Raw genomic sequence first — 12357 nt, forward strand, 5'->3', positions numbered from 1 at the left:
AAATTATCTTATCTCCAATACTTTAAAATCTTCATTTTGTTTTTCGTAATTTAAATATGCTCCTGTTACGGGTTCTAAACGTTCAACATTATATCCCCGATCGGCTAGCTTTGTACGAACTTCTCTTTCATAATCTGCTTCGACATAAATTGTTTTTGTTTTTTCGCGAACAGGCACTTCTGTAATGGTTTCTTGAAAGTATACTTTAAAAATCATTTTTTTTCGCCCCTTATTCCAATTCAACTTTTTCTATTATATATAATTCTAACAGTTTTTTCATGTATTTTCTTTTTAAGGTCTATTTTCCATTTATAGGTGCAGGGTAAATTTAGTAGGACTGATTAAATTTACAATAAGGAAGGAGCCCTTCGCAAGTTTGAAGGGCTCAAATCTAAGCAATTGTTTTTTTACGTAATAATTCTTTCCACTGTTTTAAAAGCTTTTCTCTTAGCTTTTTTAACATGGTGGATCATCTCCTTACTTCCTATTTTAAACAATCCTTGTCCAATGTAAAGAAGGGGAGGCTAGATAAATTGAAAATAGTTTTGAATTAACCTTCTCTCTTTACTTTTATTATATGATAAAATTGCATAATTTTTCATGTGAATCTTTGGAATTAACTGGAATGTTAAAAAAAAGACATATTTTTTGGGGGATAGCAATACAAATTTTCATTAAAAAAGTAAATAAAGGTTGACCCATTTAAGATGGGCCAACCTTTATTTTTCTATCGGAATCGCATTTTCGATTATTTTAAAGTTATCAGCTTTATCAATATGGTCATAGAACATGACACCGTTTAGATGATCAATTTCATGTTGGAATACAATTGCAGGCAGTCCTTTTAGTCTTAGCTTTATTTCATTCCCGTCGACATCATAGCCCTTGACCGATATTCTAGCATAACGTGGGACATACCCAGGGAAAGGTTGATCCACAGAAAGACAGCCTTCACCAGAAGTTAAATATGATTTCTCGACTGAATGACTGATGATTTTAGGATTAATAAGAGCATAGCTATATAGTTGATCCTTTTCGTCTTTAACATGAACAGCAATCATCCGTTTTAATACATTAATTTGTGGTGCTGCTAATCCTATCCCAGGACGTAGTCCATACTCTAAAGAAAATTCAGGGTTTTGACTATTTTTAACATAATCTAAAAGGCTCAAGAGTATTTGCTTGTCTTCTTCTGTTGGGGGGAGAATAACTTCTTTTGCAACACTACGCAGGGTTGGATGTCCGTCACGAATGATATCGTTCATTGTTATCATGTTTGTAATCACTCCAAACTTCTTATTCATATAAAATGTATGACATTAGTCTATCAAACAATACAGAAAAAGTTAACCTTCATGTGCTTTTTTCTTCAGTTTAATGTCATTTATTAGAGGGTAATAAAAATAAGAAATATAAATATAATTAGGTTGGTTAGGTTCGTTTATTTTGTACCGAGTTGACAGTATTATATTGTCAAATATAGATTCAACTGATATCGTATAAGTTGTTACAAAAAGGGGGTAAAAAGGTGTATTGTAAGAAAAAAACTTTTTTGTTTTTATTACTTTTAGTAGTGGCTTTAATAGCTCTAAGTGGCTGTTTAAATCAAAAAACAACACCAGAACAAATGTACGAGGTTATGGAAAAGGTTGTTTTAGAAGAAACCACATTTGAAAATCAACAAAGCCCGCTAGTTCAGGCAGAAAAAAAAGAAAAGCTATTATATGATCAAATTATTTCCTTAGGAATGAAAGAACACGAACAAATTGTAAAATTGGCTGATGAAGCCTTATTACTTGTTGAAGACAGAAAAACGTTAATGGCTTCTGAAACTGCTAGTATTGAAAAATCTGAAGTTCAATTTGAAAAGCTATTGCCTTATATTGAGAAATTAGAAGAGCCATCCTTGAAGAAGGAGGCAAAAAAATTATATGAGGTTATGATCAAACGGTATAGACTTCACGAGGACTTGAATCTAGCCTATTTGCAAGCAATTCAATTTGACAAAGAGCTTTATCAATTGTTTAAGAGAAATGATCTGAGTATGGATGAACTTGAAAACCAAATCAATCAAATTAATGAAATATATGAAAAAATATATGATATCAATAAACAATTTAATGTTAACACAGAAAAATACAACGATTTAAAATTAGTTTTTTATCAAAAAGCTGGATTTAAAATTGAAAATAAATAATAACCAAAAGAACAGATGATAATCTGTTCTTTTTTATTTGTATTTTTATGATACAGATTTGTCTGTTGTATTAATACAGTAGTATTTTGATAAGCAATTAATTATTAACTTATCTATGATGTTAAATTATAATACTTAGTAATTGACGAAGTTAATTTAGGTGTTGTAAACTAAAAAATGTTGAAAGTAATTGTATTATTTTTATCTCAAAAATCATTAGTACAGAATATGATATACTTAAATCCATTAGATTGTGTTTGATAATCATCTTCTGTGGAAAACTATTCAAAACTGCGTAATAGCTTTATTGATCTGTTTTCTAATAAAACGGTTTTTTGGGTATTCTATGTAAAGGTATTTACTAATTTTATTTTTTTATAAGAAAGGAAGAGGTGACTTTTAATGGCTTCTAATGTAAAAAAAGCATTATTCGATTCAGCTTCACAATTCGAAAATGTCGAGAAGCAATTCCAAACAGTTCAAATCTTGAATGAAGAGGGCGAAATCGTTAATGAAGCAGCAATGCCAGATTTAAGTGATGAGCAACTACAAGAATTAATGCGACGTATGGTTTATACACGTATTTTGGATCAAAGATCCATTTCATTAAACCGTCAAGGTCGATTAGGATTTTATGCTCCTACTGCAGGGCAAGAGGCTTCTCAATTGGCTTCTCAATATGCTCTTGAAAAAGAAGATTTCATTCTACCAGGCTACCGAGATGTACCACAAATGATTTGGCACGGTTTACCTCTATCTCAAGCATTCCTATGGTCTAGAGGGCATTTCCAAGGTGGAAATATTCCAGAAGGCGTAAATGTTATTGCTCCGCAAATTATTATTGGTGCTCAAATCATTCAAGCAGCTGGTGTAGCGCTTGGAATGAAGAAACGTGGACAAAAATCCGTTGCGATTACTTACACTGGTGATGGTGGATCCTCTCAAGGTGATTTCTATGAAGGATTAAACTTTGCAGGCGCTTATAAAGCTCCAGCCATCTTTATTGTTCAAAATAACCGTTTTGCGATTTCTACACCTGTTGAAAAGCAATCGGCTGCTAAAACCATTGCTCAAAAAGCAGTTGCTGCAGGTATTCCAGGAATTCAAGTAGATGGAATGGATCCATTAGCTGTTTACGCTGCAGTACGTGAAGCACGTGAACGTGCAATTAATGGTGAAGGTCCAACATTAATAGAAACATTAACGTATCGCTACGGTCCTCATACAATGGCTGGCGATGACCCAACTCGTTACCGTACAGCTGATTTAGATAATGAGCGGGAAAAGAAAGATCCACTTGTTCGATTCCGTAAATTCTTAGAGAAAAAGGGATTATGGAACGAAGAGAAGGAAAATGAAGTGATTGAAAAAGCAAAAGAAGATATTAAAGAAGCGATTGCGACAGCAGACAAAGCACCTAAACAAAAGGTAACCGACCTTATTTCAATAATGTATGAGGAAATGCCTTATAACTTAAAAGAACAATATGAGATTTATAAAGAGAAGGAGTCGAAGTAAGCCATGGCGCAAATGACAATGATTCAAGCAATCACGGATGCGTTACGTACAGAACTGCGAAATGATCCGAATGTATTGATTTTCGGAGAAGACGTAGGGGTGAACGGCGGGGTATTCCGTGCTACTGAAGGCCTTCAAAAGGAATTTGGCGAAGAGCGTGTATTTGATACACCTCTTGCAGAGTCTGGAATTGGTGGTTTAGCGGTAGGTCTTACATTACAAGGCTACCGCCCAGTACCTGAAATTCAGTTTTTTGGATTTGTTTATGAAGTAATGGATTCTATTTCAGGACAATTAGCACGTATGAGATATCGTTCTGGTGGACGCTACAACTCACCTGTAACGATTCGTTCCCCATTTGGTGGTGGAGTACATACACCTGAAATGCATGCAGATAGCTTAGAAGGCTTGATGGCACAACAACCAGGTTTAAAAGTTGTTATTCCCTCAACACCTTATGATGCAAAAGGATTATTAATTTCTGCGATTCGTGACAACGATCCAGTCATTTTCTTGGAGCATATGAAATTATACCGTTCATTCCGTCAAGAAGTACCAGAAGAAGAATATACAATTCCATTAGGAAAAGCAGAAGTTAAACGTGAAGGATCAGATTTAACCATTGTAACTTATGGCGCAATGGTCCATGAGTCATTAAAAGCTGCTGATGAGCTTCAAAAAGAAGGACACTCCGTAGAGGTAATTGATTTACGTACAGTAAGTCCGATTGATATTGAAACAATTATTGCATCTGTAGAGAAAACAGGTCGTGCCATTGTAGTTCAAGAAGCTCAAAAGCAAGCAGGTATCGCTGCGAATGTAGTGGCTGAAATTAATGACCGTGCAGTACTAAGTTTAGAAGCACCAGTATTACGTGTGGCAGCTCCTGATACCGTATTTGCATTCCCGCAAGCTGAAACAGTTTGGTTACCAAATTATAAAGACGTAATGGAAACAGCGTTGAAAGTGTTGACATTTTAATTAAAGGGAAGGGGGCAATTCCTGCCCTTTTTCGTGTAGGTTACACATTGTAGATGAGTGAAAAATAGGAGGATGAAAAACCGTGTCATTCCAATTTAAATTACCAGATATCGGTGAAGGTATCCATGAAGGTGAAATCGTCAAATGGTTTGTAAAAAAAGGCGATAAAGTTCAAGAAGACGATGTACTATGTGAAGTGCAAAATGATAAAGCGGTAGTGGAAATTCCTTCGCCTGTAGCTGGAACTGTAGAAGAAGTTCTTGTTGCAGAAGGAACGGTGGCAACTGTTGGACAAACGCTAATTACCTTCGATGCTCCTGGATATGAGCATATGAAATTCAAAGGCGATGAGCATGAAGATGAGGCGCCTAAACAAGAAGAAACTAAACAAGTTGCTGTTTCTGCAGCGGCTGCTAATAATGAGAGCACAACGAACAATGCGGTTGCTGAAACGCAAGCTGCAGTAGATCCTAACCGTCGAGTTATTGCAATGCCATCAGTACGTAAATATGCTCGTGAAAAGAGTGTTGACTTAATCCGAGTTCAAGGATCAGGGAAGAACGGTCGCATTTTGAAGGAAGATGTTGATAACTTCCTAAGTGGCGGTGGTACTGCACAAGTCGTTGCAGAAATGCAACCAGTAAACCAAGAAAATGTAACAGCAACAGAAACTGCAGCACCTACTGAGAAGAAGCAAGCTGTTGCAGCTATTCCGCAAGGTCAATATCCTGAAACACGTGAAAAGATGAGTGGAATTCGTAAGGCAATTGCAAAAGCGATGGTTAATTCCAAACATACTGCACCACATGTTACTTTAATGGATGAGATTGATGTTACGAAGCTTGTTGCACACCGTAAGAAATTTAAAGAAGTTGCTTCTGCTAAAGGTATTAAGCTTACCTTCTTACCTTATGTTGTAAAAGCACTAACTAGTGCATTACGTGAATATCCAGCACTAAACACATCACTTGATGATGCTGCTGGTGAAATCATTCAAAAGCATTATTACAATATCGGAATTGCTGCTGATACAGAAAAAGGGTTATTAGTACCAGTAGTTAAGGATGCTGATCGTAAATCAGTATTCAACATTTCAAACGAAATCAATGAGTTAGCTGTAAAAGCTCGTGATGGGAAGTTAGCTCCAGATGAAATGAAAGGCGCTTCTTGTACGATCTCTAATATTGGATCTGCAGGTGGACAATGGTTCACACCAGTGATAAATCATCCTGAAGTAGCAATCTTAGGTATCGGGCGTATTGCTGAGAAACCAGTAGTTCGTGATGGAGAAATTGTTGCGGCTCCAGTTTTAGCTTTATCTTTAAGCTTTGATCATAGAATGATTGATGGTGCTACTGCTCAGAATGCACTTAACCATATTAAACGTTTATTGAACGATCCAGAACTATTGTTAATGGAGGCGTAATTGAAATGGTAGTTGGAGATTTCCCTATTGAAACAGATACTCTTGTCATTGGTGCAGGTCCTGGTGGGTATGTAGCAGCTATTCGTGCAGCACAATTAGGGCAAAAGGTAACGATTGTCGAAAAAGGAACCCTTGGTGGAGTTTGTCTAAATGTTGGATGTATTCCTTCCAAGGCTCTAATTGCGGCTGGACATCGTTATGAAGTTGCTAAACACTCAGATGACATTGGTATAACAGCTGAAAACGTGAAAGTAGATTTCACAAAGGTTCAAGAATGGAAAGCGGGAGTTGTAAAAAAATTAACGGGTGGGGTAGAAGGCCTGTTAAAAGGAAATAAAGTCGATATTGTTCGTGGTGAAGCATACTTTGTTGACGCAAACACATTACGTGTGATGGATGAGAATTCCGCGCAAACGTACACTTTTAAACATGCAATTATTGCAACAGGTTCTCGTCCAATCGAACTACCTGCTTTTAAATACACGAAAAGAGTTCTTGACTCAACAGGAGCATTAGCTTTAACTGAAATTCCGAAGAAAATTGTCGTTATTGGTGGCGGTTATATCGGGACTGAATTAAGTGGAGCATATGCTAACTTTGGTACTCAAGTGACAATTTTAGAAGGTACGGATGAAATTTTAAATGGTTTTGAAAAACAAATGTCAGCACTTGTCAAACGTAATCTGAAGAAAAAGGGCGCTGAAATCATTACAAAAGCTCTTGCGAAAAGCGTTCAAGAAACTGAAGATAGCGTCACTGTTACTTATGAAGTAAAAGGCGAAGTAAAAACAGTGGAAGCGGATTATGTTTTCGTTATGGTTGGACGTAAGCCAAATACCGATGAACTAGGATTAGAACAAGTAGGTATTGAAATGGCTGAACGTGGCATTATCAAGATTGATAAACAATGTCGTACAAGTGTAAGTAATATTTTTGCTATCGGGGATGTTGTTGAAGGCCCACCATTAGCACATAAAGCTTCCTATGAAGGGAAAATTGCAGCAGAAGTTATTGCAGGTCATCCTGCACAAATAGATTACCTGGCAATTCCAGCTGTTGTCTTCTCTGACCCAGAACTAGCTTCTGTTGGTTATTCAGAGGCTCAGGCTAAAGCTGAAGGAATTGAAGTTATAGCGGCAAAATTCCCGTTTGCAGCAAACGGTCGTGCCCTTGCGTTAAACACAACAGATGGTTTCGTAAAATTAGTAACACGGAAAGAAGATGGATTAGTTATTGGGGCACAAATTGCCGGACCAAGTGCATCAGATATGATTGCTGAGCTAGGGTTAGCGATTGAAGCTGGAATGACTGCGGAGGACTTAGCTATGACCATACATGCTCACCCAACACTTGGTGAGATAACAATGGAAGCAGCAGAAGTAGCTATGGGAAGTCCAATTCATATCATTAAATAGTAAATAAAAGCTCGGGTGCTATGTTACTGCACTCGAGCTTTTATTTACTTTAACAGGACTTTTGATATAGGCTGCATAATTTGATCTTTGGAAGCAATCCCATTGATATTTGCAACAATTTCATTGTTATAAATAACAATGATGGCAGGAGAATTTTCTATTTGTAAAGATTCTATATACTTTTTTCCCTCATCTTTAGAGAACACCATCATATTTTCTACTTCGTTAGGAAAGTCTCTTCGTAGCTCTATTATGGCATCATAGTAGGCAGCTTCTTGCTGAACATTTGTTTCATCAGAGAAAAAAATAATTTGTTTCACATTATCCTTTAAAGATAATGAATCAATGGAGTGACGATTATTACATGAGGCTGTAAAAAAAAGTAAGGATAACATAGATACCACAGCCAAAGCCTTCATTTCGCATGCCTCGCTTTTTTAATTAAGTGTCGAAAAAACTACTCAAATTTACCTATATCTTAGCATAGAAATTGTAAGAAAATTGGCTTGTCACTTAAATGTTACATAAATGAAAAATATCTTCATGGGTACCGTCATATATTAATTGAAAAGACAAGTATAAGCGAGGGTATGGAATGAAAGTATATGTGGTTGTATTATTACAATTAATCATTTGGAGCGGTTATACCCTTTTAGAATGGCTTTCACAACATGATCAACTCATTTTTAATGTTTTAATGTTTTTTGTATTCTTTTATTTAGCCATTCAAATTGGAAATATGATAATGAAATCAGCCAAAATGACTATTTTCATCACAACACTTAGTTTGTCTTTATACGCTTCCGTTCATTTTGCCTTAAATATCATAAAATAAGAGACCACATTGTGGTCTCTTATTTTAATTATTTTCTTGGATTGAAGTACATAATTCTACCATTAAATAGATGAAGCTCGGCCTGGAATTTTTTTGCTAAAAACTTACAAAATTCATTTGCCTTACCCTTGTCTCCAAAAGTAGAGATTTCAGGTAGTGTTACTTGTATGTACGTTTGTGATTTGGTTGAGCCGTCCTCTAACTCGATTGTCTCCTCATCAACTCCAATAAGGATAGCTTTATAACGATCGTTTGTGGAGTACAGATAAAACCATTTCCCTTTTCCAGTAGGATCTTCTTTTATTTCATAAGGAAAAGCTACTTCAGAGTATGGAAAACTAGTTTGATCTCCTGTTTTTGAAGTAATTTCCTTATAATAGAAAAAAAGGTCTTTCAATTCGTCTGTACTAATGGCTTGTTTTGCAGCTGTTGGCACAAATTTTATATAAGCATTACTTGACATCGCAATATCCCCCTAAAATACCATGTTCTTTATTATTCTAGCATTGAATAAAATCTAATGACAACTCTTCTTGTGAAGAATTTGTAAAATCGTATTGAAAAGAAGTGAAATTTAGATTATAATAATATTCTAAATATTCAATTAAATAAAAGGAGGAGTCTTATGGAAATATTCGACAAACTATATGATGAGCATGAAAAGGTGACAGTACGTTTCGTAGGGTTTACTACAGAGAGTACTCGGTATGATTTTGGAGTTATTTATACGAACATGTTTTTCGGTAAACCCCTAGTCGTTTGTATGCAAACTGGCCGTTCAACCCTCCTCGACTCAAATGATATTGAAGACATTGATCATTTGCAACAAGTATTCCGAATTCCCAACAAAGAACAAGCCACTGACCTAGCAGACTTTTTTAGAGAATCCATTCCGGTTATTCCTTTTGAAACTCAATATGAATAAATGAAGGAACAGACCGAAATTAGGTCTGTTCTTTTTGTTTATTCAAAAGGAACTACTACTTTTTATTAATCATCCAATTAGGAGTACTATTACATAAAAAAATACATATATGTTATACAAAATAGGCTTGATATTTTAAATGTGTTATATTATTATTTACTTAAGGGATGTTAAAGCGCTTTCAAATGATGTCATTACTAATTTAAAAGGGGAATGAGAACTATGGGTACTATCGTATGTCAAGCTTGTAACTCTACTATTGATCATTTTGAAGATGAAAAGGTAACAGTCCTTTATTCAAAATGTGATGATGGCTGCGCCCATGATCATATAGCTGAAGAATAAGATTAAATATTAAACATAAAAACAGCATTCTAAACTGAATGCTGTTTCTTTTTGCTTATTGTATAGCCCTATGCTCTTTAATAACTCTAAGGAATTTGATCTCATCATCCTCAGGACCTTGTACTGGAAGACCAACTTCCATATTTTTTTGAATATAACTCAAATTATCTTTCGTGATAATCTCGCCTGGAATAAATATTGGAATACCGGGTGGATAAACCATTACAAATTCTGCGATAATTCTTCCGACTGCTTCTTCCACTGGGACCACTTCAGTCTTAGAATAAAAAGCATCCCTAGGTGTTAAAGCTAATTTAGGAATATCAGGTAGTAATACTTGAGCTGCTACTTTACCAGAAAGATAATGGAATTCCTTTGAAAGTTCTTTCAATGCAGTAATCAGAATGTCTGCTTCTTTTTGAGTGTCTCCTGGTGTAATAATACACAAGATATTATATAAATCAGACATTTCAACTTCTATATTATATTTCTCCCTTAGCCACTTTTCTACATCGTATCCAGTTAAACCAAGGTCTTTAATCGATATAATTAGTTTTGTTGGGTCATAGCCAAAGGTTGCCTTTGTACCTAATATTTCTTCACCAACACAATATAAATGTTCAATTTGGTTAATTTCATTTCTAATGTATTGTGACAATTGAATCGTTTTATCAATTAGTTCTCTTCCTTCTGTTGCAAGTCTTTTTCTTGCAACGTCTAATGAAGCAAGTAGAAGATAAGAAGTGGACGTAGTTGTAAGCATACTTAATATGGCTTGAACGCGCCCTGCTGAAACTAGACCTTCACGAACATTTAGTATTGAGCTTTGTGTCATAGAGCCCCCTAATTTATGGACACTAGTGGCAGCCATATCAGCACCTGCTTGCATTGCTGAAATCGGTAAATCTTCATGGAAATGAATGTGCACACCATGTGCTTCATCGACAAGAACAGGCACATGATAAGAGTGGGCAATTTCAACAATCTTCTTTAAGTCTGCAACAATCCCGAAGTAAGTAGGGTTAATAACTAGAACACCTTTTGCATCAGGGTGCTGCTGTAATGCTCTCTCTACCGAATCATTCGTTATTCCATGGGAGATCCCAAGATTAGGGTCTACTTCAGGATGAATAAAAATCGGAGTAGCTCCTGAGAACACAATAGCCGACATAACGGATTTATGGACATTTCGCGGAACAATGATCTTATCACCAGGCCCACAAACAGCCATGATCATCGTAATAATAGCACCGCTAGTACCTTGAACAGAGAAATAAGTATGATCGGCACCAAAGGCTTCTGCCGCTAAATCTTGAGCTTTTTTAATCATTCCTTTAGGACTATGAAGATCATCAAGTGGACCAATATTGATTAAGTCAATGGAAAGGGCATTATCACCAATAAAATTACGAAATTCGGTATCAATTCCTGCACCTTTTTTATGTCCAGGTATATGAAATTGTACAGGGTTCTTTTTTGCATGCTCAACTAAACCACTGAAAAGTGGTGTTTCTTTTTGGGACAATTTTATCTCACACCTCTTTAAAAGAATTACTTTATAAGTTACTTGGTACAAAAAGTCATAAAACAAATGAATTATAGCATTTATCTTTTTTTTTGCATAGAAAAAATACTCCTTTGCCCAGTGGTTCAATTTAGTTTTTGTTTCAAAAAGGAAAATAACCCATTAAAATTGAACTAATTAACATGATTACATAAGGGGGTATAAAAAATGCGTTGGCAAACAAAAATTACAAGCATGTTAAATATTGATTATCCTATCATTCAAGGAGGGTTAGCTCATTTAGCCTATTCTGATTTAGCTGCAGCAGTGTCAAATGCTGGTGGCTTAGGACAAATTACGGCAATGTCACTAGAAAATCCAGAACTATTGAGAACTGAAATAAAAAAGGTGAAAAGTAAGACTAATAAGCCTTTTGGTGTGAATTTTGCCATAGGACAACATGGAAGACCATTTGAAAAATTTTTAGAGATAGCGATAGAGGAAAAAGTTCCAGTTATTTCAATGACAGGGGGAAATCCTGCGCCGTTATTTAAACAATTGAATGGGGTAAATACAAAAAAGCTGGTTCTTGTAGCGGCTAAACGTCAAGCACAAAAGGCAGAAGAATTAGGTGCAGATGCCGTAATGGTGGTCGGTCAAGAGGGTGGCGGACATCTTGGTAAAAATGATATTGGTACCCTTGTATTAATTCCTCAAGTAGTTGATGCAATCAAGATTCCTGTTATTGCTTCTGGTGGAATTGGGGACGGCAGGGGATTAATGGCCGCTCTAAGCTTAGGTGCGGAAGGAATTGAGATGGGGACGAGATTTATCGCCACGAAAGAATGTATACATGCTTCAGAAAGCTATAAACAAAAGCTTATTGAGGGTACTGAAAATGACACAGTCGTGATTAAACGAACTCTTGGCGCCCCTGCAAGGGCTATCCTAAATTCTTGGACTGAAAAAATACTTCAGCTTGAAGCCGAGAAGGCCGATTATGAACAGCTAAAGGATTATATTAGTGGTAAAGCTAATAAAAAGTTTATTTACGATGGAAACTTCGAAGAAGGCTTTGCTTGGGCTGGGCAAATAATGGGGATGATTAAAGATGTACCAACTGTTGATGAATTAATCAGCAGAATGGTGACAGAAGCAAGCGAAATTAGACAAAATTGGGCAAAATGTTAATATAATAGCAATGAAAGGAA

Annotated in this window: 14 protein-coding genes; 9 read left to right on the forward strand and 5 right to left on the reverse strand. The window is 35.9% G+C overall.

Features of this window, described 5'->3' with window-relative positions; translation table 11 throughout:
- Positions 1 to 3: 3 nt before the first annotated feature.
- A complete protein-coding gene (locus LRP83_RS11710) occupies positions 4 to 216 on the reverse strand; it encodes a DNA-dependent RNA polymerase subunit epsilon (protein WP_230496874.1) in 213 nt (70 codons plus the stop codon).
- A gap of 503 nt (positions 217 to 719) precedes the next feature.
- Positions 720 to 1274, reverse strand: a complete 555-nt coding sequence (def, locus tag LRP83_RS11715) for a peptide deformylase (RefSeq protein WP_230496932.1) — start codon at positions 1272 to 1274, stop codon at positions 720 to 722.
- 254 nt (positions 1275 to 1528) lie between these two features.
- Here def and LRP83_RS11720 point away from each other — a divergent pair, with 254 nt between their 5' ends.
- The 5 genes from LRP83_RS11720 to lpdA all read left to right on the forward strand — a co-directional run bounded on the left by LRP83_RS11720 (position 1529) and on the right by lpdA (position 7537).
- Positions 1529 to 2197, forward strand: coding sequence for a YkyA family protein (locus LRP83_RS11720; RefSeq protein WP_230496875.1), 669 nt, complete (start codon positions 1529 to 1531; stop codon positions 2195 to 2197).
- A gap of 402 nt (positions 2198 to 2599) precedes the next feature.
- Complete coding sequence (gene pdhA, locus LRP83_RS11725; protein ID WP_230496876.1) at positions 2600 to 3715, forward strand: pyruvate dehydrogenase (acetyl-transferring) E1 component subunit alpha; 1116 nt, start codon at positions 2600 to 2602, stop codon at positions 3713 to 3715.
- A gap of 3 nt (positions 3716 to 3718) precedes the next feature.
- Entirely contained in the window at positions 3719 to 4696 is a 978-nt protein-coding gene (locus tag LRP83_RS11730; RefSeq protein ID WP_230496877.1) for an alpha-ketoacid dehydrogenase subunit beta, read from the forward strand.
- 82 nt (positions 4697 to 4778) lie between these two features.
- Positions 4779 to 6122, forward strand: a complete 1344-nt coding sequence (locus tag LRP83_RS11735) for a dihydrolipoamide acetyltransferase family protein (RefSeq protein ID WP_230496878.1) — start codon at positions 4779 to 4781, stop codon at positions 6120 to 6122.
- 5 nt (positions 6123 to 6127) lie between these two features.
- Positions 6128 to 7537 (forward strand): dihydrolipoyl dehydrogenase, encoded by a 1410-nt coding sequence (gene lpdA / locus LRP83_RS11740; RefSeq protein WP_230496879.1) that lies wholly within the window; start codon positions 6128 to 6130, stop codon positions 7535 to 7537.
- Positions 7538 to 7581: 44 nt separating this feature from the next.
- On the opposite strand, the gene LRP83_RS11745 is transcribed toward lpdA, so the two are convergent.
- Positions 7582 to 7956, reverse strand: coding sequence for a small peptidoglycan-associated lipoprotein (locus tag LRP83_RS11745; protein WP_230496880.1), 375 nt, complete (start codon positions 7954 to 7956; stop codon positions 7582 to 7584).
- A 176-nt stretch (positions 7957 to 8132) separates the two neighbouring features.
- Here LRP83_RS11745 and LRP83_RS11750 point away from each other — a divergent pair, with 176 nt between their 5' ends.
- Positions 8133 to 8372: a hypothetical protein gene (locus tag LRP83_RS11750; protein ID WP_230496881.1), complete on the forward strand. Its 240-nt coding sequence runs from the start codon at positions 8133 to 8135 to the stop codon at positions 8370 to 8372.
- Between the two features lie 28 nt (positions 8373 to 8400).
- Here the strand turns inward: LRP83_RS11750 and LRP83_RS11755 are convergent, their stop codons facing one another.
- Positions 8401 to 8835, reverse strand: a complete 435-nt coding sequence (locus LRP83_RS11755; RefSeq protein ID WP_230496882.1) for a DUF1885 family protein — start codon at positions 8833 to 8835, stop codon at positions 8401 to 8403.
- Between the two features lie 162 nt (positions 8836 to 8997).
- Between LRP83_RS11755 and LRP83_RS11760 the strand changes: the two genes are divergently transcribed.
- Together LRP83_RS11760 and LRP83_RS11765 are read left to right on the forward strand one after the other, a co-directional pair.
- Positions 8998 to 9297, forward strand: coding sequence for a DUF3055 domain-containing protein (locus LRP83_RS11760; RefSeq protein ID WP_230496883.1), 300 nt, complete (start codon positions 8998 to 9000; stop codon positions 9295 to 9297).
- Positions 9298 to 9519: 222 nt separating this feature from the next.
- On the forward strand, positions 9520 to 9642 hold the full coding sequence (locus LRP83_RS11765) for a GapA-binding peptide SR1P (RefSeq protein WP_230496884.1): 123 nt from the start codon (positions 9520 to 9522) through the stop codon (positions 9640 to 9642).
- A gap of 55 nt (positions 9643 to 9697) precedes the next feature.
- On the opposite strand, the gene LRP83_RS11770 is transcribed toward LRP83_RS11765, so the two are convergent.
- On the reverse strand, positions 9698 to 11167 hold the full coding sequence (locus tag LRP83_RS11770) for an aminotransferase class I/II-fold pyridoxal phosphate-dependent enzyme (protein WP_230496885.1): 1470 nt from the start codon (positions 11165 to 11167) through the stop codon (positions 9698 to 9700).
- A gap of 207 nt (positions 11168 to 11374) precedes the next feature.
- Between LRP83_RS11770 and LRP83_RS11775 the strand changes: the two genes are divergently transcribed.
- Positions 11375 to 12337: an NAD(P)H-dependent flavin oxidoreductase gene (locus tag LRP83_RS11775; RefSeq protein WP_230496886.1), complete on the forward strand. Its 963-nt coding sequence runs from the start codon at positions 11375 to 11377 to the stop codon at positions 12335 to 12337.
- Positions 12338 to 12357 lie beyond the last annotated feature (20 nt).

This window comes from Pseudoneobacillus rhizosphaerae, assembly GCF_917563885.1.
GTDB lineage: Bacteria > Bacillota > Bacilli > Bacillales > Cytobacillaceae > Pseudoneobacillus > Pseudoneobacillus rhizosphaerae.

Excerpts from the sequence above, each read along its gene's own strand:
- LRP83_RS11710 (WP_230496874.1), bottom strand. The coding sequence starts at position 216 with ATGATTTTTAAAGTATACTTTCAAGAAACCATTACAGAAGTGCCTGTT.
- def (WP_230496932.1), bottom strand. The coding sequence starts at position 1,274 with ATGATAACAATGAACGATATCATTCGTGACGGACATCCAACCCTGCGT.
- pdhA (WP_230496876.1), top strand. The coding sequence starts at position 2,600 with ATGGCTTCTAATGTAAAAAAAGCATTATTCGATTCAGCTTCACAATTC.
- LRP83_RS11730 (WP_230496877.1), top strand. The coding sequence starts at position 3,719 with ATGGCGCAAATGACAATGATTCAAGCAATCACGGATGCGTTACGTACA.
- lpdA (WP_230496879.1), top strand. The coding sequence starts at position 6,128 with ATGGTAGTTGGAGATTTCCCTATTGAAACAGATACTCTTGTCATTGGT.
- LRP83_RS11745 (WP_230496880.1), bottom strand. The coding sequence starts at position 7,956 with ATGAAGGCTTTGGCTGTGGTATCTATGTTATCCTTACTTTTTTTTACA.
- LRP83_RS11750 (WP_230496881.1), top strand. The coding sequence starts at position 8,133 with ATGAAAGTATATGTGGTTGTATTATTACAATTAATCATTTGGAGCGGT.
- LRP83_RS11755 (WP_230496882.1), bottom strand. The coding sequence starts at position 8,835 with ATGTCAAGTAATGCTTATATAAAATTTGTGCCAACAGCTGCAAAACAA.
- LRP83_RS11760 (WP_230496883.1), top strand. The coding sequence starts at position 8,998 with ATGGAAATATTCGACAAACTATATGATGAGCATGAAAAGGTGACAGTA.
- LRP83_RS11765 (WP_230496884.1), top strand. The coding sequence starts at position 9,520 with ATGGGTACTATCGTATGTCAAGCTTGTAACTCTACTATTGATCATTTT.
- LRP83_RS11775 (WP_230496886.1), top strand. The coding sequence starts at position 11,375 with ATGCGTTGGCAAACAAAAATTACAAGCATGTTAAATATTGATTATCCT.